The 26,547-nt window shown below is 58.2% G+C and carries 31 protein-coding genes; 19 read left to right on the plus strand and 12 right to left on the minus strand.

Annotated features, from left to right (window positions below):
- Positions 1-119: 119 nt before the first annotated feature.
- The 7 genes from fliE (at position 120) to ACYPYQ_RS03980 (ending at position 7,494) form a co-directional block, all read left to right on the plus strand.
- Positions 120-455: a flagellar hook-basal body complex protein FliE gene (gene fliE, locus ACYPYQ_RS03950; RefSeq protein ID WP_459720019.1), complete on the plus strand. Its 336-nt coding sequence runs from the start codon at positions 120-122 to the stop codon at positions 453-455.
- A 99-nt stretch (positions 456-554) separates the two neighbouring features.
- Positions 555-1,649, plus strand: coding sequence for a methyltransferase domain-containing protein (locus ACYPYQ_RS03955; protein WP_459720021.1), 1,095 nt, complete (start codon positions 555-557; stop codon positions 1,647-1,649).
- Between the two features lie 57 nt (positions 1,650-1,706).
- Complete coding sequence (locus ACYPYQ_RS03960) at positions 1,707-2,876, plus strand: DegT/DnrJ/EryC1/StrS family aminotransferase (RefSeq protein WP_459720024.1); 1,170 nt, start codon at positions 1,707-1,709, stop codon at positions 2,874-2,876.
- Positions 2,877-2,878: 2 nt separating this feature from the next.
- Positions 2,879-3,598 carry a WbqC family protein gene (locus ACYPYQ_RS03965; RefSeq protein WP_459720026.1) on the plus strand — a complete coding sequence of 240 codons (720 nt, stop codon included), beginning with the start codon at positions 2,879-2,881 and terminating at the stop codon, positions 3,596-3,598.
- Positions 3,595-4,287, plus strand: coding sequence for a class I SAM-dependent methyltransferase (locus ACYPYQ_RS03970; protein WP_459720029.1), 693 nt, complete (start codon positions 3,595-3,597; stop codon positions 4,285-4,287). Before ACYPYQ_RS03965 ends, ACYPYQ_RS03970 begins: the two co-directional genes overlap by 4 nt.
- Positions 4,284-5,099 carry a sulfotransferase domain-containing protein gene (locus ACYPYQ_RS03975; RefSeq protein WP_459720032.1) on the plus strand — a complete coding sequence of 272 codons (816 nt, stop codon included), beginning with the start codon at positions 4,284-4,286 and terminating at the stop codon, positions 5,097-5,099. The genes ACYPYQ_RS03970 and ACYPYQ_RS03975 overlap by 4 nt, the downstream gene beginning before the upstream one ends.
- Complete coding sequence (locus ACYPYQ_RS03980) at positions 5,092-7,494, plus strand: glycosyltransferase (protein ID WP_459720035.1); 2,403 nt, start codon at positions 5,092-5,094, stop codon at positions 7,492-7,494. Before ACYPYQ_RS03975 ends, ACYPYQ_RS03980 begins: the two co-directional genes overlap by 8 nt.
- A 35-nt stretch (positions 7,495-7,529) precedes the next feature.
- Here the strand turns inward: ACYPYQ_RS03980 and ACYPYQ_RS03985 are convergent, their stop codons facing one another.
- The 12 genes from ACYPYQ_RS03985 to ACYPYQ_RS04040 form a co-directional block, all read right to left on the minus strand.
- A complete protein-coding gene (locus tag ACYPYQ_RS03985; RefSeq protein WP_459720038.1) occupies positions 7,530-8,210 on the minus strand; it encodes a glycosyltransferase in 681 nt (226 codons plus the stop codon).
- An 87-nt stretch (positions 8,211-8,297) separates the two neighbouring features.
- Positions 8,298-9,068: a flagellar brake protein gene (locus ACYPYQ_RS03990; protein WP_459720040.1), complete on the minus strand. Its 771-nt coding sequence runs from the start codon at positions 9,066-9,068 to the stop codon at positions 8,298-8,300.
- A 42-nt stretch (positions 9,069-9,110) separates the two neighbouring features.
- The gene (locus ACYPYQ_RS03995) at positions 9,111-9,407 is read right to left on the minus strand and encodes an EscU/YscU/HrcU family type III secretion system export apparatus switch protein (protein ID WP_459720043.1); all 297 of its coding nucleotides are present in this window, start codon (positions 9,405-9,407) and stop codon (positions 9,111-9,113) included.
- Positions 9,404-10,474, minus strand: coding sequence for a flagellar hook-length control protein FliK (fliK, locus tag ACYPYQ_RS04000; protein ID WP_459720048.1), 1,071 nt, complete (start codon positions 10,472-10,474; stop codon positions 9,404-9,406). Before fliK ends, ACYPYQ_RS03995 begins: the two co-directional genes overlap by 4 nt.
- Positions 10,475-10,494: 20 nt before the next feature.
- On the minus strand, positions 10,495-10,806 hold the full coding sequence (locus ACYPYQ_RS04005; RefSeq protein WP_459720051.1) for a flagellar protein FliT: 312 nt from the start codon (positions 10,804-10,806) through the stop codon (positions 10,495-10,497).
- A gap of 3 nt (positions 10,807-10,809) precedes the next feature.
- Positions 10,810-11,280, minus strand: coding sequence for a flagellar export chaperone FliS (gene fliS, locus ACYPYQ_RS04010; protein ID WP_459720055.1), 471 nt, complete (start codon positions 11,278-11,280; stop codon positions 10,810-10,812).
- Between the two features lie 6 nt (positions 11,281-11,286).
- The gene (gene fliD, locus ACYPYQ_RS04015) at positions 11,287-12,705 is read right to left on the minus strand and encodes a flagellar filament capping protein FliD (protein ID WP_459720059.1); all 1,419 of its coding nucleotides are present in this window, start codon (positions 12,703-12,705) and stop codon (positions 11,287-11,289) included.
- A 16-nt stretch (positions 12,706-12,721) separates the two neighbouring features.
- On the minus strand, positions 12,722-13,036 hold the full coding sequence (locus tag ACYPYQ_RS04020) for a flagellar protein FlaG (RefSeq protein ID WP_459720063.1): 315 nt from the start codon (positions 13,034-13,036) through the stop codon (positions 12,722-12,724).
- 101 nt (positions 13,037-13,137) lie between these two features.
- Positions 13,138-13,854, minus strand: coding sequence for a flagellin (locus tag ACYPYQ_RS04025; RefSeq protein WP_459720066.1), 717 nt, complete (start codon positions 13,852-13,854; stop codon positions 13,138-13,140).
- Between the two features lie 124 nt (positions 13,855-13,978).
- On the minus strand, positions 13,979-15,613 hold the full coding sequence (locus ACYPYQ_RS04030; RefSeq protein WP_459720070.1) for a GGDEF domain-containing protein: 1,635 nt from the start codon (positions 15,611-15,613) through the stop codon (positions 13,979-13,981).
- Between the two features lie 103 nt (positions 15,614-15,716).
- A complete protein-coding gene (locus tag ACYPYQ_RS04035) occupies positions 15,717-16,349 on the minus strand; it encodes a response regulator (protein ID WP_459720074.1) in 633 nt (210 codons plus the stop codon).
- Positions 16,350-16,378: 29 nt separating this feature from the next.
- Positions 16,379-17,524, minus strand: coding sequence for a sensor histidine kinase (locus ACYPYQ_RS04040; RefSeq protein WP_459720077.1), 1,146 nt, complete (start codon positions 17,522-17,524; stop codon positions 16,379-16,381).
- Between the two features lie 231 nt (positions 17,525-17,755).
- On the opposite strand from ACYPYQ_RS04040, the gene hisC reads away from it, so the two are divergent.
- From hisC to ACYPYQ_RS04100, 12 genes are read left to right on the plus strand one after another with little or no spacing between them, the layout of a single operon-like run.
- Complete coding sequence (hisC, locus tag ACYPYQ_RS04045; RefSeq protein WP_459720080.1) at positions 17,756-18,850, plus strand: histidinol-phosphate transaminase; 1,095 nt, start codon at positions 17,756-17,758, stop codon at positions 18,848-18,850.
- Between the two features lie 8 nt (positions 18,851-18,858).
- Positions 18,859-19,446, plus strand: coding sequence for an imidazoleglycerol-phosphate dehydratase HisB (hisB, locus tag ACYPYQ_RS04050; protein WP_459720083.1), 588 nt, complete (start codon positions 18,859-18,861; stop codon positions 19,444-19,446).
- 5 nt (positions 19,447-19,451) lie between these two features.
- A complete protein-coding gene (gene hisH, locus ACYPYQ_RS04055; RefSeq protein ID WP_459720086.1) occupies positions 19,452-20,087 on the plus strand; it encodes an imidazole glycerol phosphate synthase subunit HisH in 636 nt (211 codons plus the stop codon).
- A 16-nt stretch (positions 20,088-20,103) separates the two neighbouring features.
- Positions 20,104-20,865 (plus strand): 1-(5-phosphoribosyl)-5-[(5-phosphoribosylamino)methylideneamino]imidazole-4-carboxamide isomerase, encoded by a 762-nt coding sequence (gene hisA, locus ACYPYQ_RS04060; protein ID WP_459720089.1) that lies wholly within the window; start codon positions 20,104-20,106, stop codon positions 20,863-20,865.
- A gap of 4 nt (positions 20,866-20,869) precedes the next feature.
- The gene (gene hisF / locus ACYPYQ_RS04065; protein ID WP_459720092.1) at positions 20,870-21,628 is read left to right on the plus strand and encodes an imidazole glycerol phosphate synthase subunit HisF; all 759 of its coding nucleotides are present in this window, start codon (positions 20,870-20,872) and stop codon (positions 21,626-21,628) included.
- A complete protein-coding gene (gene hisI / locus ACYPYQ_RS04070; RefSeq protein WP_459720096.1) occupies positions 21,625-22,014 on the plus strand; it encodes a phosphoribosyl-AMP cyclohydrolase in 390 nt (129 codons plus the stop codon). Before hisF ends, hisI begins: the two co-directional genes overlap by 4 nt.
- On the plus strand, positions 22,011-22,325 hold the full coding sequence (locus ACYPYQ_RS04075) for a phosphoribosyl-ATP diphosphatase (protein WP_459720099.1): 315 nt from the start codon (positions 22,011-22,013) through the stop codon (positions 22,323-22,325). The genes hisI and ACYPYQ_RS04075 overlap by 4 nt, the downstream gene beginning before the upstream one ends.
- Positions 22,322-22,672, plus strand: coding sequence for a histidine triad nucleotide-binding protein (locus ACYPYQ_RS04080; RefSeq protein WP_459720102.1), 351 nt, complete (start codon positions 22,322-22,324; stop codon positions 22,670-22,672). The genes ACYPYQ_RS04075 and ACYPYQ_RS04080 overlap by 4 nt, the downstream gene beginning before the upstream one ends.
- A gap of 17 nt (positions 22,673-22,689) precedes the next feature.
- Positions 22,690-22,887: a Sec-independent protein translocase subunit TatA gene (tatA, locus tag ACYPYQ_RS04085; protein ID WP_459720106.1), complete on the plus strand. Its 198-nt coding sequence runs from the start codon at positions 22,690-22,692 to the stop codon at positions 22,885-22,887.
- 4 nt (positions 22,888-22,891) lie between these two features.
- Positions 22,892-23,233: a Sec-independent protein translocase protein TatB gene (gene tatB, locus ACYPYQ_RS04090; protein WP_459720108.1), complete on the plus strand. Its 342-nt coding sequence runs from the start codon at positions 22,892-22,894 to the stop codon at positions 23,231-23,233.
- Positions 23,230-23,979 carry a twin-arginine translocase subunit TatC gene (gene tatC, locus ACYPYQ_RS04095; RefSeq protein ID WP_459720110.1) on the plus strand — a complete coding sequence of 250 codons (750 nt, stop codon included), beginning with the start codon at positions 23,230-23,232 and terminating at the stop codon, positions 23,977-23,979. The genes tatB and tatC overlap by 4 nt, the downstream gene beginning before the upstream one ends.
- Positions 23,969-26,545, plus strand: a complete 2,577-nt coding sequence (locus ACYPYQ_RS04100; protein WP_459720113.1) for a tetratricopeptide repeat protein — start codon at positions 23,969-23,971, stop codon at positions 26,543-26,545. Before tatC ends, ACYPYQ_RS04100 begins: the two co-directional genes overlap by 11 nt.
- Positions 26,546-26,547 lie beyond the last annotated feature (2 nt).

Genomic DNA, 26,547 nt, shown 5'->3' on the forward strand with positions numbered 1-26,547 from the left:
GTCTGTGGAAAAGCGGGGGAATTCCGGCGTTATTCGGCTTTAAACCGCCATCCTGGCCCTGTTACTGTGCCGCCATCGGTCAATGCGCGCAAGCCGCGCCAGGTAAAAGGAGGTGCCCCATGAGCATGAACGTGAGCAATGTAGACAATCTGCTGTCCCAGATGCAGGCGGCCGTCGCGGCCGCCCAGGGTAACGCCTTATCCGCCCCGAAGGCCACCGGCGCTGCCGGAGCTGTCGACTTCGCCAATGTGCTGAAGTCATCGCTGGATGGCGTGAACCAGATGCAGCGCGAGTCCGATGCGATGCAGAAGGCCTTCATACTGGGAGATGACAAGGTCAGCTTGAGTGATACCATGATCGCCATGCAGAAAGCGAACATCTCGTTCCAGACTGCCGTGCAGGTGCGAAACAAGTTCGTGGCGGCCTATAACGACATCATGAACATGCAGGTGTGAGCGCTGAAACCTGCTCTTTCAGGGGGGGGACGAGTTTCGGTTGCCACTCATAAATGGTTGGCCAATATATCTATTGAGATATCCATACAGGAAGCCGGGATGCAGACGATAGAGCAGATATTGCAAAAAGCGGTCGCTCACCATCAGGCAGGCGACCTGCAAGAAGCAGCGCAGGGCTATCAGGCCGTTCTGCAGGCTGAGCCGGAACATCCGAAAGCAAATCACAATCTGGGCGCAATATATGTGGAGCTGATGCAGCCGGCCGATGGGTTGCCATTCTTCCTGGCCGCACTCAATGCCGACCCCGTACACGGCCAATACTGGCTAAGTTATATCCACGCGTTGCAACAATCAGGTCAGTCCGATGTTGCGCAAGAGGTCCTTGCCATAGCACGCCAGCATGGTTTGAGCGGAGATGATGTCGATGCCCTGGAGGTGAGTTTGCACGTTGGGCAGACTGACTCGAAAGCCTTGCCATCAGTATTCTGTCCTGTTTGTGGCAGTGATCAGGCCTCTTTTCTGCCACTTCCCGATTTTTACCGCGAAAATGCTCGCCTTCACGGTTTCGAGCGTTTTGGTCAGGGCGAGATGATCTCGCTGGAAAAATATTCATGTAATCGTTGCGGTGCCTCTGATCGCGAACGCCTTTATGCACTGTGGGTGGATCAGCAACTGGAAAAGAATCTATTAAACCGCTCGGGCAAGGTGATGCATTTCGCTCCTGAGCCGGCACTATCGAAAAAGCTCAGGCAGTTGTTTATCGATTATGAGACTGCAGATTTCGGAATGGAGACGGTCGACTACAAGGTCGACATCCAGAACCTGCCATTTGCCAACGGAAGTTACGATTTTTTCATTTGCAGCCATGTTCTGGAGCATGTGGAAAGTGATGATCTGGCGATCGGTGAACTTTACAGGATCACCAAGCCCGGGGGATGTGGCATCCTTGTCGCACCGATCAGCCTGGGGCTGGAAAGAACGCTGGAAGATCCCGGCGTGACCGACGAGGCCGGTCGTTGGCGACTATTCGGTCAAAACGATCATGTCAGGCTTTATGCACATGATGATTATGTAAACAAGATACGCAGGCACGGCTTTCAAGTGACTGAGCTTGGCGAAGAGTACTTCGGGGAAGAGTTGTTCCGATCATTGGGACTCAAGCGTACAAGTATTCTCTATATCGTGAGCAAATAAACGGGCATCTGGTTCGGAACTTTCACCCTTGGGCGACTGCATGCTTCGGTGCGGAAAATGAAAAAAATAACAACTTCTCGTGATCTTGCAATCAATGGTGCGGAACCGGCGTTCGAACAGCAGCTGCACGTCGGTCGCCCGAACATGGGAAGCCGCGAAGCTTTTATCCACTATGTGAATGACATATTCGATCGGCGCTGGCTTTCGAATAATGGTCCGCTGGTACAGGAGCTGGAAAGCCGTATCGCCAGCCATATCGGTGTGCGACATTGCGTCGCCATGAGCAACGGCACCGTGGCGCTGGAGATCGCCATTCGTGCGCTGGGAATGGCCGGCGAGGTGATCGTTCCCTCGTTCACATTCATCGCTACTGCACACGCCCTGCATTGGCAGGCCATCACCCCTGTGTTCGCAGACATCGATCCGGTAACCCACCATCTCGACCCGGCAGCGGTGAGGCGCATGATCACACCGCGCACCAGCGGGATCATAGGTGTCCACTTGTGGGGACGAGGCGCGCCCGTGGCGGGATTGCAGGAGGTCGCCGAGGAGCATGGGCTGAAGCTGATGTTCGATGCGGCGCACGCCTTTGGTTGTTCACACAATGGCCAGATGATAGGCGGCTTCGGTGCTTGCGAGGTCTTGAGCTTCCATGCCACCAAGTTCTTCAATACCTTCGAGGGCGGTGCGGTCGTTACCAACGATGACGAGCTGGCCGAGAAGATGCGCCTGATGCGAAATTTCGGGTTCATCGGGCTGGATAACGTCATCCATCCGGGTACCAACGGCAAGATGACCGAGATATCGGCCGCGATGGGTCTGGTCAATCTGGAAGCGCTCGATAGCGTGGTCGAGGCGAACAGGAGGAATTACGAAACATACCTGAGGATGCTCGCCGGGCTGCCCGGTATCCGCGTGCTGCCCTATGACGACCGGGAACGGAACAACTACCAGTATGTGGTGCTGGAAGTGGCGGAAGCGTGCCCGCAGACTCGCGATGCGATCATTGAGGCGCTGCATGCAGAGAATGTCCGTGCTCGGAAATACTTCTGGCCCGGTTGCCATCGCATGAAACCCTACCGTGATCTGTTCCCGCATGCGGGTCTGATGCTGACTAACACTGAACGGGTGGCCAATGGCATCGTGGTTCTGCCGACGGGGCCGACACTCGATGAGGTCGCGATCGGCACCATTGCCGATGTGATCAGAGTGCTGGTGGAGAGCTGAGTATGAGGCTCGCCATCATGCAGCCGTACTTCTTTCCATATATCGGCTATTGGCAGTTGATTCATGCAGCCGACCGTTTTGTGCTGTTCGACGATGCACAGTACATGCGGCACGGATGGGTCAACCGGAATCGGATCCTGAAGCCGGGTGGTGGCTGGCAGTACATCATGGTGCCGTTGCAGAAGCACGGGATGACGGCTGCCATAAGGGAGGTGCAGGCGCATCCAGACCTGAGCTGGCGGGAGCGTGTCGTGGCACAGTTGGCGCACTACCGGAAAAAAGCCCCCTGTTATGAAGAGACGATGGCATTGGTGAGAGAGGCGCTCTTCGGTCATGAACGGCAGGACATCAGCGGAATCAATGCCAACATCGTCGGTACGTTATGTCCAGCCTTGGGGCTGGACCGCGAAATCATCATCTCGTCAGAACGAGGTTTCGATTATGCGGACGTGAAAGATTCCGGAGAGTGGGCACTCAGGATTTCAGAGCAGATGGGGGCTACCGAATACATCAATCCGATCAGCGGCGCATCGCTGTTCGATGGCCGGAAATTCCTGGATAGCGGCATCCAATTGTCTTTTCTGCAGTCTCAGGAGACCACCTACCGTCAACCTGGTGCTTTTGAACCCGCGCTGTCGATCATCGATGTCCTGATGTTCAACGGAACGGAAGGGACGCGACTGCTTCTCGATCACTACGCTATCGAACCGGCTGAATCATGAGCGACTACTGGCAAGGACACTATGACGCTGCCACGCTGGATTTCGACGGGGCGTTATTGAAACAAGTGGGGAAGACTGTAAATGGGGTCGAGGTCCCGGAGGGGCAGCTGGCTCTCATCGTTGGCAACATCATATCCCTGCTGGTGCTGGATAAAGCTGACGTGCTGGCAGACCTGTGCTGCGGGAACGGACTGATCACCAGGAGGCTGGCACCATTTGTGCGGGAGGTCGTCGGGATCGATTTTTCTCTTGGCTTGATCGAAACAGCCAAACGGACGTGCCCGCTGGCCAATATCGAGTACCGCCATGCGGATGTGACCGATCTGCCTGGCGGCTTCTTTGGCAGGTTCGGCAAGGTCCTGATGTATGAAGCGCTGCAGCATTTCTCGGAAGCGCAATTCGGTCACTTGCTCGGCCAGCTTGTGGCGCTGGCTCCGGGTGCCAAGGTGCTGTTGGGAAGCATCCCCGATGCGGAGCGTTTGCGCGACTATTACGATACCGAGGAAAAATACGAATTCTATTTGCAGCGCGAGCGTGAAGGCAGGCCGCACATGGGCCGTTGGTGGCATTTCGATGAGATAGCGCGATCAGCCGAGCCATACGGTTTCAAGGTGCAGCGCATACCGCAGCCGCAGGCACTCTACACGGCCTATTACCGTTTCGATGTCCTGCTGGAGAGGGCGGCATGAAGAACATCGGAATCTTCGGAACGCCGCGATCCGGAACCTCATGGATCGGGCATATCTTCAATAGTCACCCGGATGTGGCGCTCAGATTCCAGCCCTTGTTCTCGTACGGACACAAGGGGAGCTTGTCGGAACATTCTTCCCGGGAAGAGATCGATGATTTCTTTCGGGATATTCTCAATTCCCGCGATGCCTTCGCCACGATGACGGCGGAATCGCAGAGGGATTATCCTTCGTTCCAGAAGTCCCCCCATCCCAGCCATGTGGTCTTCAAGGAGACGCGCTACCTGAATGTCGTCGGCAATATGCTGGCGCGAGGGGAAGGTTTGAAGATCATCGGTATCGTCCGGAACCCTCTGGCGGTGCTGGCCTCGTGGATGCAGGCACCCAAGGAGTTCAAGCCGGAATGGGACATGCTTAAAGAGTGGCGGCTTGCGCAAAGCAAGAATCAGGGCCGGCCGGAGGAATTCTTCGGGTTTGACAAGTGGAAAGAATCGACCGAGGACTTTCTGATGTTCGAGAAGATGTATCCGCAAAAATTCATGCTGCTGCGTTATGCGGAGTTGAATCACTCTCCGCAGGGAACCACGAGGAAGATATTTCGGTTCTGCGAACTGGATATGGATCCACAGGTTGAGAAGTTCCTGTCTGACAGCAAATCACGCCACGACCCGGACCCGTATTCGGTTTTCCGGGCGCAGGCGAACGATGAAAGGTGGCAGGACGTGTTGCCCAGCGACATCGTCGGGACAATCAGGGATGAATTGAGAAACACTGCGCTGTATGAATTTATCGGTAATGGAAAGCATGCCTAAGATCACGGTGATACTGACTTCGTTCAATCACGAAAAATACATCCGTGAAGCGATCGATAGCATCCTGCAGCAGACATTCGGGGATTTCGAACTGTTCATCTGGGATGATGCTTCCCGGGATGGTTCGTGGGAGATCATCCGCAGTTATACCGACGACCGTATCAAGGCCTTCCGCAATGATGTTTCCAGAAGAGGCATCTACGGGATCAACAAGACGATTTGCGAGCTGGCTTCGGGTCAGTACATTGCCATCCATCATTCCGATGATGTGTGGGAGCCGGAAAAGCTGGAGAGGCAACTTGCATATCTGGAGGCGCACCCGGAGACGGGGGCGGTATTCAGTAATGCACTGGCCATCGGTGAGGATAGTAAGCCGCTGACTGACAAGCAGCATTTCTATTCGGATGTATTCAGACAGCCGAACCGTTCCCGCCACCAGTGGCTGCGACATTTCTTCTTCTCGGGCAATGCGCTGTGTCATCCCAGCGTTCTCATGCGCAAAGCATGTTATGACGAGTGCGGAGTCTACCGGTTCGGGCTTGCGCAACTTCCGGATCTCGACATGTGGGTCCGTCTTTGCATGCGTTACGACATCCACGTGCTTCCGGAAAGTTTGATCCGGTTCAGGGTCAGGGATAACGAGGCGAATTCCAGCGGGAACCGCCCTGAAGTACGCATCCGCGACAGGTCCGAGTTCCACCACATCCTCAGGCAGTATTTCAGGGTCGTGTCTTTTGAAGAGCTGGTGGCCATATTCCCCGAGGCGGAAGTTTATCGTCGCGAGCAAGGCTGCATCCCTGGTTTCGTCATGTCCATGGTCTCGCTTGGGGCGAACGCATTCCCGTGGGCCAGGGCACTGGCGATCGAGACCCTGCTGGAACTGATGACTGATGAGAGCTCGCGTCAGCAGCTGCTTCATGTCTACCAGTTCGACTACAAGGATCTGGTCAACATCACTGGCCAGCAAGACATCTTCTCTCTGGAAACAGTTGCCAGATTGAATGAGGAGCTGTTCAAGTGCGGTGAGTCGCTTGGGCAATTGCTTGCACTCAATGAGAAGACACGGGCTGGTGAACCGGATGCAGACCGGGCGGGATACGAGCAAGCCGAGCATTTGTTCGAAGTGGGAAGAGTGGAGGAGGGTATTGCTCAACTGGAGAAGTTGGCGGCGCAGGGTAGCCCGCTGTGGGAGGTGTACAACGACCTTGCCGTCCAGTGTTTCAATGCGGGGGAGCATGATCGTGCAGGTGAACTGTTCAGGGAAGGCATGATCCTTGAGGGCACCGCCGGGATCGTTGCGAGGAACTACACTTCGATGCTTATGGCCACAGGGGATACGGGTGCGGCGCTGGAGATGCTTGGTCGTATCTTGCAGGAACACCCTGATGATGCTGATGTGATCGAGACGTTGCGCCAAATCTTGTCCAATCTGCCGTCTGACTCGGCAAACTTGTGGCGGCGCCTGGCAGTCGTCGCCGATGAGGGGAATTCCTGTCATGAGAGACGGTCTGCAGGTCGGGACGCGGAAGCGAGGAGTACAAATGATGTCCGGATATTCCAGATCTACTACGACGAAAAGACGCGTGCGCAGCTCGATCCGGCTTTCATCCCGCTGGATAACTTGGAGAATCCGCGACCGGACTGGTGCGAATATTGGCCGATCCGCAAAGTGTTGCTGGAGCAGACTTTTGACGACGACACTTATCTAGGCTTTTTTTCGCCCCGGTTCTTCGAAAAGACGGGGATGCGGGGTGAGGAGGTGCTGGCGGCGGTTCGGCAGTCGGGGGATGAGGTTGTGAGCTTCTCTCCGTTCTTCGATCAGGGCGCGATCCATATCAACCCATTCGTCCAGGGCGAAGTGAATCACCCGGGAATGATCGCTATCGCCCAGAATGTGCTGCAGTCGCTGGGCATAGAAATGGACTTGCAGACCACAGTATCCGACCGGACGACGACCATCTTCAGCAATTATTTCGTTGCCCGCTACTCTTTCTGGAAGCGTTGGTTCGACTGCTTTGAGCGTATTTATGCGATCTGTGAAGGCCCGGATTCCGCCCTGAAGGCCAAACTGATCAGTCACACGCAATATCGTGCGGGTACTAACTATCAGATGAAGATTTTCATTCTTGAGCGGCTGGTTACGGTGCTCTTGGAAAAATTCCATCTGCAATGCGAACTGGCCCTGGATATTCGACGAGCACCGCTGTCGTTCCCCGGGACGGAAAGAGTAGTGGACGAACTGCTGGTGACAGACTGGCTGAAGGGGCGTTTCCGGGTCACGGGCCAAGTGGGATATCTGGAGATTTTTGGACTCTATGTCGGCAGGCTGGTGCGTGAGGTTCTGAAGCCGAGTATCGGGGAGGTCCCGGGCCATGATCCGGATCGATCCGGTTGAGTCAGGCGGTGTGGCGCAGTCTGGGTGGGAGCACGCTAGTCGCCCCACTTTTCAAAGTATTTGAGGCAGGAAGCTATCCAGTCATCCGATCCGAAATTTCCGGCGCTTTGATGTATCACCGAGAGCGGCCAAGTCCCCATGCGAAGATTGAGTGCCTCGGCCTGCCTGCAGAGATCGAGGTCGTAGAAGTGGAAATCGAATCTTTCATCGAATCGCAGACCGCAGTCGATCATGGTCTGGCTATGGCAGGCGAGCAGCAGGCCGTCGAGCAGTTTCACCTCCTGGCGGGATGGTCCGAACTTGCTGAGGTTGGCGGGGGGGAAGCCTTTGCCGTGCCCGACGATGCCGCTGAGATTTTCTTTTGCGTCCCACCTGAGATTGGTGTCGACAAAAGCCCACGAGGGTTGGAATGGCGCGCGCCGCTTATTGCCGGCAACGCCAATCAACTGGAACCTGTCGAGGGCAGTTTTGATCTCCAGCGGCCAGTCAAAGCCGCAGATATGGACATCATCATGAATGAACACAAGGATCGCCGGGTCATGTTTCGCAGCCTCGATGGCTTTGTTGTAGAGGAGTGGCAGTCCGAGAGTGTTCTGGGCAAACAGTAAGACTTCGACGGACGGGTAATCGTACAGGGCCAGCGATCTGCCGGTTGCTGTGCCGGTCGGGAAATCTTCTTTGCGTTCGCGCGTGGCGACCACGAATCTGATCTTCATCTGTAAGTCTCCGGCACGATTGAGAGCGGGGTGCCCCTGTCGCAGTGATATTCTCCGCCCCGGGTGTGGACAGGCATTATCCGGCAGTCACTCCCCTGCACTTTTTTTTCGCGCAAGCTCACGTTGAGCCAGCGTGACATAGCGCTGCAACATCATGCGGGCCTCGGCATCGGGATTCACGAACACGCAGCCGGCGCGGCGATTCACTTCTCCGTTGCGTGCCGTGACTTCGAACACGTTCTTAACCTCGATGCCGGTCCGGATGGTACCGACATCCGGCAGTTCGATCTCGCAATCCTGGTAGGTCGATCCGGGTGTCAATTCCACGCTGTCTTCGGCGCAGACCAGAGCCACGCCGCCGATGCTGATGTCCATCACTGTCACTTCGTGGTGGACATGTTTCTTTGCCGCGTATGGACGGATGAGACATTTGAGCGCATTCGGCTCGACATTGAGCAGACGGTAGTAGTCGCGGCGTTGCAGACGCAAAAGCTTCCTGGGTAGTGGCAGGAAGAACGCTGCCGCGTTCTGGAACAGTCCCTGCGTGGTCTCCGTGGATACCCATTGCACTTTTGCCATGTTGTGGGTGCTGACGAACACGATGCGGTTGCTGCGCTCGATATTGCGGTTGTCGATGGGGTTGGGCGAGGCGTCGACCCATATGCCGGTTTCGTCAGCCGCCAGCAGCAGGGTGAGTACCACGCTGCTGTCCTCGTTGTAATAGAGCGCCACTCGATTGTGCTGCTGCACGATGTCGCGCAGGACGGAAAGGATCTCGCGCGGATTTCGCAGGATGAAATCGTTCTCGTCATCCTGGGCGAATACTTCGATCTTGAGCGGAATCTCTTTGCTGCGCATGGTGCGACCCGTATTGAGTGGATACCCGCGCGATTCTAACGGTTAGGATGGTTTTGCGGTGGGGGGAATAGCGGGGATTTCTCCCCGCTCAAGACGGTATAGCCATGCCAGCAGCTCGGCCACGGCCAGATACAGCGCTGGCGGGATGTGCTGGTCCAGTTCGACCTGCATCAGCATCGCTACCAGTTCTGCCGATTCATGTACGAACACACCGTGTTCCTTGGCGCGTTCGATGATGGCCTGTGCGATCAGGCCGCGCCCGCTGGCCACGACTTTCGGCGCAGTGTCGCCGCTGCGATAGGCGAGGGCGACCGCCATCTGACGGTTGGGCCGGTTCATTTCGCCCCCTCTGGCGTACGCTCGATGCGGCTCTGCAACACGGGTACCCCGTGAGCGGCCAGTGATGTGACCAATTGTTCCGTGGCAGCCTCCATTGTGCGGGCGGTCCGGTCATCGGTCACTTCGAACTTCAGGCTGACCGCGTTTCCGTTCATGCTCAAACGAGCGGTCACGCCGCCCAATCTGGGCAGGTCAAGATGCAACTCGGTCACCCACTGTTTGCCATCCTCGCCATTATTTCCGGATCGAGCATCCTCTTCCCGCACTTCCCAGCGCATATCCTGCCCCTGCCAGGCTTGTCCGATCCACACAACCTGCTTGTTCTCCAGGGCCTGTAGCTGCTGCTGAACGAGGGGCTGCAGATGCTCGGGGATGGCAGGCATGCGCGGGTTCGGCTCTGCGCCTGCCTGGAGGGCTGTCGGGGTGGCCGGCACCATGATTGATCGGGACTCTGGGGGGAGTAGCGCCGGTTGCTTCGCAGCAATCTGGGCGGTATCAGGGCGCAATTGATTATGCGGTTCCAGCATCAGTTGCGGCGTGCTGCGCGTGCCTGCGATCCATTGCGCCTGATGCGACTCATAGAACAGGCCGCTATGGCTCAGGCTCTGGTGCAATCGACCGGCGAGTTGTGAGGTGTCCGGTGCGGCGCGTTCACCTATCCAGAGCGGTTCGCGACGTGTCGGGGGAACGTAATCCTGCCGTATCGGCTGCTGCGACAAGGACGACAGCAGTCGTGCAGTGGAGCCGAGTTGTTCGGAAGTCGAAAGCGGGTTGGTCGAGGCAGCGAACGAAAAGGTGAGGCGGGGCTGTAGCGAGACGACTTGCAGACCGATCATGTCTCCGGGTTTGACGAAGGCCGGTAACTGCATCTGCACCGTTTGACTGGCGACTTTGACCTGGAACATATCGGCTGCTACCTTGGCTTGTACGGTCGCCTGGACCTGCTGGCCGACTTCCAGTTTGAGTGCGTTCTGTTGCGCCTGTTTGTCAGGTGTCGCCGTGATCAGCGGCTTGTCAGTGGTCGCGATCCGGGAAAGGGTGGCGGCGAGCAGGTCTGCGGGTAGCATGGCTCATTGCCGCACACGTTTCAGCGATAAGCCTGTTGCAGGCGCTGCTCGCTGCGGGCGCTCTGCATGATCTTTTCCAGCTGGTGCATCCAGGTCACTGTCTTTTCGCGGATCGCCTTGTCGTCCGCCAGCATCTTTTTTATCAGTGCGACTTTTTGCAGGCGAGAAGCCTCGTCAGCAGGCACCCCGTCGCGCGGCTTGAGCTCGGCGACCTGCTTGCTGCAGCGGCGCTCCAGCGCGATCAGTTCATCCCACTCACCCGCTGCAGCGGCTTCACGCATCTTGCCCGTGATATCCGACAGGCGCTGGTAATCTTCGACGATCATGTTCATGACTTACATTCTTCCGTATACGAGTGCGGCTTGCTTGTTGATATGGGGGGGGGCCTGTTCTGTCCGCGCCGGCTGTTGTGCGTTGGCGGTTACCTGGCGGATGCTGTCCCACGCGCCCTTCAACTCGTTCAGCAGGCGCGCGACCTCATCCAGCGCTTCCATGTCATAGTGCAGATTGGCATGGACCAGCCGCACGCACATGTAGCTGTAGAGTGCATCCAGGTTCAGAGCCAGTTCGCCTCCGACATTCTTGTCCAGACTGGCTTGCAGCCCCTCGCTGATGATCAGCATGGCTTTCGAGATGGCTTCGCCCTTGGCGGCGACATCCTTGCGCAGGATGCTGTTCTTGGCATTGGCAATAGCCAACAGGGCGCCCTGGAATAACATGGAGACCAGCTTGTGCGGGTCAGAACCGATGACGCTGGACTCCATGCCGACCTTGGCATAGGAATTAAGTGCGGTGCGAGCGTTCATGATGTATTACCCCCCGTTGCTGGTTAATTGCTGCGACAGATAGGCGCTGGTCGATTGCATGCTGGCCAGCAGGCTGTTCAGCGAACTGTACTGTTGTCTGTACATGCTTTCCAGACTGGTCATACGCACTTCCATCGCGTCGATCTGGACGGCGAGTTGCTTGATGGTGTTGTTCCAGCTGGTGGTCTGCGATTCGAAAGTGCCGCCGCCGCCGACAACGCCTTTGGCCCAGTCTTCAAAGCGCGTGGCGAAGCCGGTGCTGCTGTTGAACAGGGCTGCCACATCGGCAAAGCTGTTATTCATTGCGGTCGATAGCTTGCTGCTGTCCAGCTGCATGGTGCCGTCTGATTTGAAAGATATGCCCACTTCGAACAGGTTGGTCAGGTTGCCGCTTCCAACAGCTGTTGCAGCGATCTCGCGCATTTGCACCTGGAGCGATTGCAGCGTCCTGTCGCCTGCCAGCGCAGATCCCGATTTGTACGCGGTGGTGTTCTTCATCGCCGAATACAGGTCGTTGTAGGCGGTGACCAGTGCCGTTGCCGCCGTGGTCACGCCGGCATTGTCACGCTCTACCGTCAGCGAGGCGGGCGTGGTGGTGATTTGTTTCAGTGTCAGCGTCACACCCTCTATGGCATCCGTGACGACATTGGAGGTTTTGGTGATGTCGATGCCGTTCACGCTGAACTGGGCATTGCTGGCGGTGGCCGTCTCGGCCAGGTTCTGCGTGCCGGCCGGGTCATGCGCCAGCAGACTGGTGATGCCGGCATCCGCGCCGTCGGTCGTTATCCTGATACTGCTGGCGATACCGGTCTCGTTGGAGGACAGTGCCAGGCGGTACGGCGTGCCGCTGCCGTCGTTGACGATGCTGGCCGTCACGCCCAGGTTGGCGCCGTTGATCGCATCGCGTATACCCTGCAGGGTATTGTTGCTCGAATCGATGGTGACATTGGCCGTGGTGCCTGAGGGCGTGAAGCTGGCACCGGTATAGACACCGTTGGTCAGCGTGCCGCCGCTGATGGTGCCGAAGTCGAACGTGACCACGGTGGCGGCACCGCTGCCGATGGCGGTGGTGCTGCTGGTCTGTCCGGCGGCGACCAGCTTCTGCGATTGCGCGAGGCTGGTCACTTCCAGGGAATAGGTTCCCGCCACGGCGGTGCTGCCTGCGGTGGCGGAAAAGATACTGCTATCGGAGGATGTGGTCTTGAAAGACGTCAGGGTGCTGGAACTGGAACTGCCCAGATTCCTTGCCGCCGTCTGCAGGGCATCCACCTTGCTTTGCAACGTACCCAGCGCAGTGATCTTCGACTGGTAACTGGATTGTTTCTTGGTGAGCTGGTCGAGCGGAAGACGCGCGATAGTCATCAATCCGCCGACGACTGCATCGACATCGATGCCGCCACCTGAAATTGATGATGTAGTTGCCATTCCGTTCGCTCCTTTGTCAGGCCTGGCGATTCAGCAGTTGTCCCTGCTGGAACTCGTCTATGCTGCGTGAGATCGCCAGCACTGCTTCAGATGGATACTGAAGCAGTGTATCCCCTGTCGTCTTGTCCTTCAAGGTGACGACCTGTTTCTTGGTGCTGTCGTCCACGCTGATGCTGAGTTCCACGTTCCTGTTGGCCTGTTGCAGGGCGGCGTTGATACGGCCGACCTCGCTCGACAGTTGCGCCGGCGTCGGGGGCGTCGCCTCGGCCTGGACGGGCTGACCCGCAGGCTGCGATGCAACGACCACTTGCCCGCCATTGCTGGCAGGCATCGCTGGAGCAGATACTCCACTATTTGTCGATTGGATGAGCATTTTGCCTCTCCTTGTTCAAATCCCCGGCCGGTCACCCGGCCGGGGTTTCTGTACTACGTTTAACGCAACAGACTCAGAACGTTGTTCGGGATCTGGTTGGCCTGCGCCAGCATCGCGGTACCCGCTTGTTGCAGAATCATGTTGCGGGTCATGGCGGTGGTCTCGGCCGCGTAGTCGGTATCCATCACCCGGCTGTAAGCGGCTGCGGTATTCACCGACAGGGTCTGCAGGTTGGTGACCGCAGACTGGTACTTGGCCATATCCGCACCGTAGGTGGAGCGAGCGGTGGTCACCAAGGTGATGTCCGCATCGATGGTGGCGATGGCACCGGTGCCGGTAATTGCCGCCTTGGTGCCGGCGACGGTAGCCAGTGCGCCATCTGCACCGATAACCTTGGCGGTGCTGTTGCTGGCCAAGCCGAGCAGACGGGTGTTTTCAGCAGCCAGCGCGGTGAATTCAGCTCCGGAGGCGGTGCCACCCAGTTGCACCGCGATCTCGCGGATGCGCTGCAAGTTCTCATACACCTGAGCGTGGTAGCCGTCGTTGATCTGTGCTTCGGAAATGCCGTCGGCTGCGTTGCGTGCGGCGATGTTGGCACCGCGCATGGTCTTTTCGTAGCCGCTGGCCGTCACCATGCCGGTGGCATCGTCCTTGGCAGTGTTGATGCGTTTGCCGGAAGACAGGCGCTCCATAGCAGTCTGCAAGGCTGTGGCAGATTTGTTCAGTGCTGCGCCGCCGAAAAGAGCCGAGACGTTGGTGTTGATGACTTGTGCCATTTTAGTTCTCCTTAACTTGGTTCACTTGCGGCCATGTTGCCGCTTACTTTGGCTGCTTTGTGTAGCTTGGCAACCGCCGTTGAACCAGTTATCGGAGGGTTGGCGGGAAACTTTAGGGAGAATTTCATTTTTCCTGCCCCGGCGCGGCAACGACGCGGTTCTTGCCGGTCTGTTTGGCCTGATACATGGCCTTGTCGGCACGCCCCAGCAGGTCCTCCTGGTCTTCGTCCGTGCCGCGCAGGGCGACCCCCGCGCTGAAAGTGACCAGGATGCGCTCGTTGTTGTGCAGGAAGAACCTCTTGGTCAGGTCGCGTTGCAGGCGTTGCAGGGCCTCGATCCCGGCAGCAAGGTCGGTATCCGGCAGGATGATGACGAATTCCTCACCGCCATAGCGTCCCACTGTATCGGCAGGGCGCAGTGTCTCTTTAATGACCTTGGTCAGGTGTACCAAAGCCTGGTCGCCTGCATGATGGCCAAGGGTATCGTTCAATCTCTTGAAGTTGTCGATGTCGAGCAGGGCGACGCAGAGGGGGGTTCGGTTGCGGTCGGCCCGCTTCAGTTCTCGCTCCATGGTCTCGTCAAGTCCGCGCCGGTTGAGCGCGCCGGTGAGCTGGTCTTCGCGCACCAGCTCGCTGACCTGCATCAGTTCCTGTTCCAGTGCCTTGATGCGCGCTTCGGCTTCGTCGGCCTTTTTCTTGGTGTCCAGCAATTCTTCATGTGAACGCAGGGCGCTGGCCTGTATGACGCGGGTGTCGTGCATCACATCTTCCAGGATATGCCCCAGCAGGGTCAGGTTGTCCGCCTTGCTGATCTGCTGGCTGTATCCCTCGATCTTCTGGTGGTATTCGCCGGTGCTTGCGGTGAGGTTGCCCAGCCGGTCGATGAAGGTTGTCATCAGGCTCTTGAGCGTGGCCTTGGCGTCGGTCAGGCTTTGTTTCAGGCTGCTCTGTTTGATGATGGCGTCGCGCAGATTGCGCTCGGCATCAGCGATGGCATGCTTGTCCATCGGTTGCGAGATGATGGTCTGCAACGCGGAGACCTGGCCCTGCATCCATTCATCATCCGCCACCAGTTCGCTGACGTTCTCGACCAGCAGGCGCAGCAGGCGCAGCAAACCTTCCTGTATCTTCACCTTGTCGCCGCCGCGCAGTTCCAGCTTGAGCCAGAACTGGCGCAGCTGTTTGGCCAGATCGTTGATCTTGGTGGGGTCGTCGGTGTTGCGCACCACCACGACCAAGCGCTTGATCTCATCTTCCAGCTCGGGGTGGGAGGGCAAGGTGTTCTCCAGCGACTGCGCCAGCAGATCGCGCAACTGCTTGAGCAGATCCTGTCCGTCGGCCATGCCTGCGGACTTTGCGGTTTCTGCAGCCGGCGCAGGGACGGGGGCGGCCGGAGTCGCTTCAGGCAGTGTGGCCGGTGCCAGATCGGGGGCGGCAGAGCCGCTCCCCCAAGAACGTATCAAGCCATTCAGCTTCTCGGACATCACGTCCGGCTTTCCGGCGAAGCGATTGAGTACGACTTCCAGTCCTTCTTTCTTGCGCGTGAGCGTGACACCTTTATGGGTCATCTCTAGCTGGCGCAGCAGATCGCGGATCAGCGCCGACCAGTTCGGGGTCGCAGTGCTACCCGAGGCTGCTTGTCCGCCGCCAAGTTCCTGAAAGACGCTTGCGTAATGCTCCGGAGTCGGGGCAAGGCCGCGTTCATCCAGTAACTTCAGGGTCTCGCGGGCCAGTTCTGCAGGTTCTTTATGCTTGCTCATCAATATGTCGTGTGGGGTGCTGCACTATGGTGGGCATTATCGGTTCTCTGCGCAACGGCGATACGCTGAATAGCACCGGATATTGCCTGCTTATCGGCCGGGTTCATTCGATCAGGTGATTGCTGATCGCGTAATGGATGGCCTCGGCGTTGGTCTTGAGTTTCATCTTCTCCAGCAGTCGCATGCGGTAGACACTGATGGTCTTGGGGCTGAGCGACATGATCTCGGCCATTTCGCTCAGTTTCTTGCCCTGTGCCATCAGGCACAGCGTCTGGTATTCGCGGTTCGACAGGGTCTGGTGCGACAGCTCCTGATAGCCCTGTGACAGACCTTCCGCCAGTTGCTCGGCCATCTCGTTGCTGATGTATTTCTTGCCGTCCCCGACTTTGCGAATGGCGGTGAGGAGCTGCGCGGGCGCGCTCTGTTTGTTCAGGTAGCCGGAGGCGCCGGCTTTCATAGAGCGCACCGCATATTGGTCCTCGGCATGCATGCTGAGCATCAATACCGGGGTGTTCGGGCAATTGGCCTTGATCTGTTTGAGGACATCGATCACGTTCTTGTCGGGCAGGCTGATGTCGAGCAAGACCATGTCGTAAGCGTTCTCCTGCGCCATCTGGATGGCCTGCATGCCGGTCTCGGCCTCTCCGGTGACGCGCATGTCGGGCGAGTCGTCGAGGATCTGCTTGAGTCCTTTGCGGATCAGTGCGTGGTCGTCTGCGATCAGTATCTTGAGCATGATGTCGTTAGGCTGCTGGTATCTGTCATCTAGAACAAGGATTTCTGTGACTGTCCAAGTGTCACACCTTCAGCCATACCGTCTCGGGTGTGCGGGATGCTGACCGATACGGTCACGCCTTGTCCGGGTGCGCTGGAGATTTGGACTTCGCCGCCGAAGTGGACCACCCGTTCCTGGATGCCGCGCAAGCCGAACGATCTGGGTTTTGCACGCGCCTCCTGACTGAATCCGCGACCATTGTCGCTGATAGCCAGGTCTATGCGCTCGGGGGTGTTGCGTATCGTGACCCTGACTTCGCTGGCTTGCGAATGCTTCATGATATTGGTGAGCGACTCCTGGAAGATGCGGAACAGGGCGATGGAGACATCGGGATGCAGCTCCATCTCCATTTCGTCCTCATTGTGGTCCAGCAGGACCTTGATGCTGGTGCGCTGCGCGAATTCGTCGGCTTCCATCTCGATGGCGGCCACGATGCCGAAGCTGTCCAGATAGCCGGGCCGCAGGCTGTGGGCCAGATTGCGCGCGGCAGTCATCGCCTTGTCCACCATGTTCTCGATGGTGGTCGTTTTGTCCGTCAGTATCCGCTTGCTCTTGGGGAGGCGATCCTTGATCCATGCGAGATCCATCTTGATGGCGGTGAGCAGTCCGCCGATCTCATCGTGCACCTCGCGCGCGATGCGCAGGCGCTCCTGTTCCTTGGCATCCTGGATATGGGAAGAGAACTCTCGCAGTTGTTCCTGTGAGCGCAGCAGCTCGAGTTCATCCAGCTTGGTTTTTGTGATGTTGACAATCAGGCCTTCCCATTCGACATCACCGTCTGTATTGGTTTGCGGGGTGGAGCCCAGTGCCAGCCATTTCAGTTCGCCGTCCGCCAGGGTGACGCGCCCCTCCCAGCTCCAGAATCCCAGGCTGGCGGCGGAACGCTCCATGCTGTCCCGGAACACGCTGCGGTCCTCGCTATGGATCAGATTCAAGAAGTTGCCGATATCGGCCTGCAGCTGTTGCGGGGTCAGCCCCAGCAAGGCTTGGCTGCCTTCGCCGATGTAGGAAAACGCGAGCACGCCCTGTTTGTTCCGCACAAGCTGGAATGCCATGCAGGGCAGGTTGGCGATGAAGTTGTCGAGGCGCAAAGGCTTGTTTGAGATGTCTGGCACAGTCTGTGTGGCTCTCTTCAAGTCGGTTTGGGTCGTCGCTGCGGGACTGGAGGTCGGTACTCGCTGCGCATGTCTGTACGCCGCGACTGCCCAAAAACCAGCGAATCGAGGGTACTACACGCCAGCGGGTTTGGGCAATCGCTTTGCATTCTTAGGTGTGGTCGATGGCAGCATGGCTGTTGGGCAATATCGTGTTTTTCAGGGCGCGTGATTGCGGTAGAATCGCCGCTCGATATACAACGCTGCTTTTCCATGTCTGCCGCCCGCACTGCTGTGTCCCCGCAACAACTGATCCGAAAAGAGATACAGGCCCTGCATGCCTACCATGTCCCGCCGTCCGCCGACATGGTAAAGCTGGACGCGATGGAGAACCCCCATCCGTTGCCTCAGGGCCTGCGTGACGAGATCGCGCGCCGTGTGGCGGATGCGGTGATCAATCGCTACCCGGATGCGGGCGCACGCCAACTCAAGGAAGATATTCGTAAGGTAACGCAGTTGCCGGAAGGCATGGATGTGCTGCTGGGCAACGGTTCCGACGAGATCATCCAGTTGCTGGCGATGGCGGTGGCGCAACCGGGCGCTGTGTTGCTGAGCGTCGAGCCTTCGTTCGTCATGTACAAGATGATCGCCACCTTCGTCGGCATGCGTTATGTGGGCGTGCCGCTGGCCGGGGATTTCTCACTCGATCTGGATGCGACACTGGCAGCCATCGAGCGCGAACGTCCTGCGCTGGTGTTTCTCGCCTATCCCAACAATCCCACCGGCAATCTGTTCGATGCGGGGGCGGTGCGTCGCATCATCGAGGCCGCTCCCGGACTGGTGGTGGTAGACGAGGCCTATTATGCCTTCGCCAGCGATAGCTTCATCCCGCAGTTGGGGAAGTATGACAATCTGCTGGTGATGCGCACCTACTCCAAACTCGGCATGGCCGGGTTGCGTCTGGGTTTCATCGCGGGCGATAAAGCTTGGCTGGAACAATTGGACAAGCTGCGCTTGCCGTATAATGTCGGCGTCCTGCCGCAGCTGGTGGCGAGCACCTTGCTGGCGCACCATGATGTGTTGCTGGCGCAGGCGGCGAGCATCAGGTCGGAGCGCACGAAGATGATGGCGGCCTTGGATGCGATGGCAGGTGTGCAGGCATATCCCAGCGAAGCGAACTTCATCCTGTTCCGCGTGGCAAAAGCCACGCAGGTGTTCGAAGGGTTGAAGCGGCGCGGGGTGCTGATCAAGAATCTGGACGGCGGACATCCGGCGCTGGTCGATTGTCTGCGCGTCACAGTGGGTACGCCCGAAGAGAACGAAATGTTTTATGCCGCACTACAGGATTCCATCAACCAACTCGCATAAGGCGGACCATGCGTAGCGCACAAGTCACCCGCAACACCCTCGAGACCCAGATCACGGTCGAGGTGAACCTAGACGGCACAGGGAAGGTAAAGCTGGACACCGGCCTGCCGTTCCTTGAACACATGCTGGACCAGATCGCGCGTCACGGCCTGCTCGATCTGGACATAAAAGCCAAGGGTGACCTGCATATCGATGCGCATCACACCGTGGAAGACATCGGCATCACCCTGGGGCAAGCCTTCACGCAGGCCATCGGCGACAAGAAAGGCTTGCGCCGCTACGGCCATGCCTACGTGCCGCTGGATGAGGCTTTGTCGCGCGTGGTGCTGGACATCTCCGGCCGTCCCGGGCTGGTGTTCAATGCCGAGTTCGTGCGCGCCAATGTTGGCGAGTTCGAGGTCGACCTGATCCGTGAATTCTTCCAGGGATTCGTCAATCACGCGCTGGTGACCCTGCACATCGACAATCTGGCGGGTGAGAGCGCGCACCATCAGGCCGAGACCATCTTCAAGGCCTTCGGCCGTGCATTGCGCGTGGCGCTGGAGCAGGACCCTCGTATGGCCGGCGTGATGCCTTCCACCAAGGGAACGCTATAAGTATCATGGTCGATATCGCCATCGTTGATTACGGCATGGGCAATCTGCGCTCGGTCTATCAGGCCGTGCGCAAGGTCGCGCCGGCCGCGTCGGTGCAAGTCACCGACGACGCGAGCGTGATCGCAGCCGCCGGGCGAGTGGTATTCCCCGGTCAGGGCGCGATGCCTGACTGTATGCGCGAGCTGGACGGGCGCGGCCTGCGCCAGGTGGTGCTGGATGCCGCGCGCAACAAGCCGTTCCTGGGTATCTGCATCGGCCTGCAGATGCTGTTCGAGCACAGCGCCGAAGGCGACATCCCGGGACTGGGCGTGTTGCAGGGCGAGGTGGTGCGCTTCGCGCATGAACTGAAGGATGCGCAGGACAACAAGCTCAAGGTGCCGCACATGGGCTGGAACGGCGTGCATCACGCCGCCCACCCGCTGTGGGCAGGCATCGCGCAGGATGCGCGCTTCTATTACGTACACAGCTACTACGTGCAGCCGCGTGACAAGGACATCGTGCAGGGCACCAGCGACTACCCGCAACCCTTTGTCTGTGCGGTGTCGCGTGGTAACTTGTTCGCCGTGCAGTTCCATCCCGAGAAGAGTGCGGCTGCCGGATTGAAACTGCTGGAAAATTTCGTCAACTGGAATCCCGTTTAACCACGATATTAATGCCATGGATATTTCAACACTGATCATTCCCGCGATCGACCTGAAGGACGGCCAATGTGTACGCTTGCGCCAAGGCGAGATGGAAGGCGCGACCGTGTTCTCCGACGACCCGACTGCGATGGCCCGACACTGGCTGGAACAGGGGGCACGCCGCCTGCACCTTGTAGACCTGAACGGTGCTTTTGCCGGAAAACCCAAGAACGAGGCGGCCGTGCGCAGCATCGTCGAGGCGGTGGGCAGTGAGATACCGGTGCAACTGGGCGGAGGTATCCGCGATCTGGAGACTATCGAGCGTTATCTCGACTTGGGGCTGAGTTACGTCATCATCGGTACGGCAGCGGTCAAGGTGCCCGGCTTCCTGCACGAGGCTTGCGACGCCTTCCCCGGCCACATCATGGTCGGCCTGGATGCCAAGGGCGGCAAGGTCGCGGTGGACGGCTGGTCCAAGCTGACCGGTCACGATGTGGCCGATCTGGCCAAGCGTTTCGAGGACTATGGCGTGGAAGCCATCATCTATACCGACATCGGCCGTGACGGCATGATGAACGGTGTCAACATCGAAGCCACCGTGGAACTGGCGCAGCCCTTGCACGTGCCGGTGATCGCCAGCGGCGGCATCACCAATCTGGACGATGTGCGCAAGCTGTGTGCCGTGCGCGGCGAAGGTATCACCGGTGCCATCACCGGCCGTGCCATCTACGAGGGCACGCTGGATTTCAAGGCCGCGCAAGCGCTGGCGGATGAGTTGACGACGATCCAAGTCTGACGCGATGCTTGCCAAACGCATCATCCCTTGCATGGATGTGACCGCCGGACGGGTGGTTAAAGGCGTCAGTTTCGTCGAGCTGCGCGATGCCGGTGATCCGGTCGAGATCGCGCGCCGTTACGACGAGCAGGGCGCGGACGAACTCACTTTCCTCGACATCACCGCCAGTTCCGATGACCGCAGCATCATCTTCCATATCATCGAGAAGGTGGCTGAGCAGGTGTTCATCCCGTTGACCGTGGGTGGCGGCGTGCGCGAGGTGCAGGACGTGCGCAACCTGCTCAACGCCGGGGCGGACAAGGTCAGCATCAACACCTCTGCGGTGGTCAATCCGCAACTGGTGGCGGATGCTGCCGGGCGTTATGGTTCGCAGTGCATCGTCGTCGCCATCGATGCAAAACAGGTCGCACCGGGCAAATGGGAGGTGTTCACGCACGGTGGACGCAAGGCGACCGGGCTGGATGCTGTGGAGTGGGCGAAGAAGATGCAGACACTGGGCGCGGGCGAGATCCTGTTGACCAGCATGGATCAGGACGGGCAGAAGAAGGGTTTCGATCTGGCGCTGACGCGCGCGGTGACCGATGCGCTGGAGATACCTGTGATCGCCAGTGGCGGTGTGGGCAATCTGCAGCATCTGGCCGACGGCGTGACCAAGGGCGGTGCCGATGCAGTGCTGGCGGCCAGCATCTTCCACTTTGGCGAATACACGGTGCAGCAGGCCAAGCAGTACATGGCTCAACAAGGCATAGAGGTGCGGTTATGAGCGAATCCTGGTTGAACAAGGTGAACTGGTCGGATGACGGACTGGTGCCTGCCATCGCACAAGATGCCGCCAGCGGTCGTGTGCTGATGGTGGCCTGGATGGATCGCGAGGCGCTCAGGCGCACAGTGGAAACCGGCGAGGCCATCTACTGGTCCCGCTCGCGCAAGAAACTGTGGCACAAGGGCGAGGAATCGGGCCATGTGCAGAAGGTGAAAGAGATACGGCTCGATTGCGACGGCGATGTGATCCTGATGCAGATCGAGCAGGCAGGCGGCATCGCCTGCCATACCGGCCGCGAGAGTTGCTTCTACAGCAGGCTGGAGAATGGCGAGTGGAAGACCATCGATGCGGTGTTGAAGAACCCGGACGAGATATACAAGCAATGAACGACATTCTGCAACGACTGACCGAGACACTGGAAGCGCGCAAGGGCGCGGCGGCCGACACGTCGTATGTCGCAAAGCTGTACAGCAAGGGCGACGATGCCATCCTGAAAAAGGTGATCGAAGAAGCGGGGGAAGTGTTGTTGGCAGCCAAGGATGGCGACAAGCAGCATCTGCTCTATGAGGTGGCCGATCTGTGGTTCCACAGCATGGTGCTGCTGGCGCACAAAGGCATGAACGTTGAACAGGTGCTGCAGGAACTGGCGCGTCGCGAAGGCGTGTCCGGTATTGCAGAGAAAGCGGGCCGCAAATGAGCGACGACTGCCTGTTCTGCAAGATCGTCCGCGGCGAGATACCCTGCCGCAAGGTGTACGAGGACGACGATGTGCTGGCGTTCCACGACATCCATCCGGTGGCGCCCGTGCATTTCATGCTGGTGCCCAAGCAACATGTGGCTTCGTTGCTGGAGGCGGATGCGTCGCATGCAGCGTTGTTGAGCAAGTTGCTGTTGCTGGCACCGAAGCTGGCGAAAGAGCAGGGATTGGACAACGGCTTCCGCACCGTGATCAACAGCGGTAAAGGCGGCGGTCAGGAAGTGTTTCACTTGCATGTGCATGTCATCGGTGGCGGCAACATTCCGCCTATGGTCAAACGTAGCTAATCTATCAGGAGCGCATCATGGGTTCATTCAGTATCTGGCATTGGTTGATCGTGTTGCTGGTCGTGGTGCTGATCTTCGGCACCAAGAAACTGCGCAATATCGGCAGTGATCTCGGCGGTGCCGTGAAAGGCTTCAAGGAAGGCATGAAGGAAGGCGAAGACAAGGCCAAGCCGCAGGATAGCCGCACCATCGAAGGCGAGGCGAAGGAGAAATAACGCGATGTTCGACATCGCGTTCTCCGAACTGGTGGTGGTCGCGCTGGTGGCGCTGATCGTCATCGGCCCCGAACGCTTGCCCGGCCTGGCGCGCAAGGCCGGCGAGTGGTGGGGGCGGACGCAGCGCTATGTGAACAAGGTCAAGCAGGACATCGCGCATGACATGGCGGTGGAGGAGGCGACCAGGCTGCAGCACGATATCGAGAAACATATCGCCGAAGCTGAACAGGCCATGCAAGCGAACGGTCTGACTCTGGAACAGAGCATCCTGCAAGCGCAGTACAAGAAGCCGGATGGTGCAGCACCGGCGACACCTCCCGCCGCACCGGGTGAAACGCCAAAATGAGCAAGAGCGAGACATTGATCGCGCATCTGGTCGAGCTGCGCTCGCGCCTGCTGAACAGTTTCCTGGCATGGTTGCTGGTGTTCATCTGCCTGTTCCCGTGGGCGGCCGAACTGTATGCCTTGCTGGCGCAGCCCATGCTGGACAAGTTGCCGCAGGGCGGCCAGATGATCGCCACCGATGTCACCACACCGTTCTTCGTGCCGCTCAAAGTCGCGATGATGGTGTCCTTCGTCGTCGCGCTCCCCTTTGTCCTGTATCAGGTCTGGCGATTCGTTGCGCCGGGTCTGTATGCTCATGAGAAGAAGCTGGTGTTGCCGCTGATCATGGCCAGTACACTGCTGTTCCTGTGCGGCATGGCGTTCGCCTATTTTGCGGTATTCCCGGTGGTGTTCGGTTTCATCACGGCGGCTGCTCCGGCGGGTGTGGCGGTGATGACCGACATCGATAAATATCTGAGCTTCGTGATGGGTATGTTCCTCGCCTTCGGCATCACCTTCGAAGTGCCTGTTGTGGTGGTTATTCTGGTACGCATGGGTTTGGTGACGGTGGAAAAGCTGCGCGAGGTGAGGTCCTACGTCATCGTCGGGGCCTTCATCATCGCAGCCATCGTCACGCCGCCGGATGTGGTCTCGCAATTCATGCTGGCGGTCCCGCTGTGGTTGCTGTACGAGGCGGGGGTGGTGGTGGCGGGTTGGACCGGCACGCGCGATCGCATCCCCAACGACAGCGTGACGGATGACCACTGATCCCGCGTACGCGCAGGTCGCTGAAACCCTGCAGCAGGCCGCCGCGCTGCATCAATCCGGACTGGCGGCCGCTGCAGCCGAACTATATCGGGTCGTTCTAAGTATCCTGCCCAAACATCCTGATGCCAACCACGAGCTGGCTGTCACCCTGCTACAGACCGGTCAGGCCGTAGCCGCCATCCCACATTTCCTTGTCGCACTCGAAGCGGATCCTGAGCGCCCGCGATTCTGGCTGAGTTATATCGATGCACTGGCCCAGGCCGGACAGCACGATGCCGCGCGCGAGGTCCTGCAGATGGCACGGCAGCAAGGTTTGCAAGGAGAGGAAGCAGACGCATTGGCCGCACGTTTGTCATCTTCCAGTCAGTCGCCCCGATCATTGCAATCAGGGCAGAAAGCGCCGAGACAAGCGCAACTCGACGAGTTGGTCATGCTGTTCAACCAGGGGCGGGTGGCAGATACGGCATCCCGTGCGCGAGCATTGACAGAACAGTTTCCCAAACACGGATTCGGATGGAAGGTATTGGGGCTGGCCTTGAAGCAGCTGGGCGATAACGAAGCAGCGATACCCGCGATGCAGAAAGCTGCAGCCCTGTCGCCCAAGGAGGCGGATGTGCACAGCAATCTCGGTGTCGCGCTGCAGGATGCGGGGCGATTGAAAGAGGCGGAGGCCAGCTACCGGCGGGCGCTCAAACTCAAGCCGGACTATGCTGATGCTCATTGCAATCTGGGCACCTTGCTGCAGGACATGGGTAAGTTGGATGAAGCGGCGGCTGCCCATCGCCGAGCCTTGAGGTTGTCGCCTCGCCTTGCTGACGCACACTACAACTTGGGCAACACGCTGCGGGCAATGGGGCGTAGCGATGAGGCGGTGCAATGCTACCTGCGTGCGCTCGAATGCAGGCCGGATTACGCTCAAGCCTGTTGCAATCTGGGTATTGTGCTGCAGGATTTGGGTCGTTTCGACCAGGCAGAACAGATGTTGCGCCGCGCACTGGTAATCAAGCCTGATTATGTCGAAGCTTGCGCCAATCTGGGCAGTACCCTGAAGCGCCTTGGGCGACAGGAGGAAGCGGAAGAGGCTTACAGGCTGGCGCTGCAGCTTAATCCTGGTGCAGCTGAAGTGCATGGCAATCTCGGGGTTTTGTTGCACGAGATGGGCGAACTCGCTGAGTCTGAGGCGTGTTATCTCCGAGCTTTGCATCTGGCGCCTGATTTGCCGGATGTTCAAAACAATTACGGTGTGCTGCTGCAGGATCTGGGGCGGTTGGGTGAGGCAGAGGCTGCCTACCGAAAGGCCTTGTCACTCCGTCCGAACTATTTTCTGGCACATAGCAACTTGTTGTTCCTGCTTAACTACAGTCTTGATGTATCGCAACAGGCAGCATTTGACGAGGCTTGCCGATTCGGGGCGTCAGTATCGTCCAGAGTCGGGCATCGCTATGCCAAGTGGTCGTGTGCAGAACACGGGCCTTTGCGCATAGGTTTCGTTTCGGGAGACTTCCGGAATCACCCGGTCGGCTATTTCCTGGAGAATCTGCTTCGTTACCTGGATCGGCAAACATTCGAGATCTATGCCTATCCTACGGATCCACGGGAGGACGAACTGACTGTGCGCCTCAAGTCATATTTCTCGGTTTGGCACCCCATATATGGGATGAATGACGAACTTGCGGCAAAAAGCATCCGTGATGATGGTGTGCATGTCCTGCTGGACTTGTCTGGTCATTCGCGCTTCAACCGGTTGCCGGTTTTTGCACTGAGACCTGCCCCGGTACAGGTTGCCTGGCTGGGATACTTTGCAACAACCGGGATGGCCGAGATGGACTATCTCATCGCGGATCCTTCAGTCTTGCTAAAGTCACAAGAGCGATATTTCACGGAGAAGATATGGAGATTGCCTCAGACGCGGTTATGTTTCAGTCGCCCGGATATCGAAGTTGATGTGTCTCCTTTGCCTGCCAAGGTGAGCGGATTTGTCACTTTTGGTTGTTTTAACAATCTGGCCAAGGTGAACGATAGTGTCATCGGCCTGTGGGCGCGAGTGCTGCTTTCGGTGTCAGGGAGCCGGCTTTTCCTTAAGGCGAAGCAGCTTGGAGATGCCAGCGTTCGACAACAGACTGTTGCGCGTTTCGCTGCCTGCGGCATAGAAGCAGAGCGGCTGATCTTGGAGGGGGCAGAGTCCCGTGCAAAATATTTTGAGGCGTACCATCGTGTAGATATCTCACTGGATCCATTTCCTTATCCGGGGGGGACAACAACTATGGAGAGCCTGTGGATGGGGGTGCCTGTCCTGAATCTGACCGGCGATTCATTCCTATTGCGTCAGGGAGCTGGTCTGCTGACCAATCTGGGTTTGCAGGACTGGATTGCCACTTCGCGTGAAGATTATGTGCGACGAGCAGTCGGTTTCTCGGGTGATTTGCCTACGCTGGAAGAGCTTAGGAGCGAGCTTAGAATGCGTGTCGAAGCATCTCCATTAATGGATGGCAAGCGCTTTGCAGCAGACTTCGGTGATGTGCTCCGGTTGTTCTGGGAAGCGTGTCCAAAAGTGAAACAACGCTAGGA

The sequence above is a fragment of the Sideroxyarcus sp. TK5 genome (assembly GCF_054601595.1).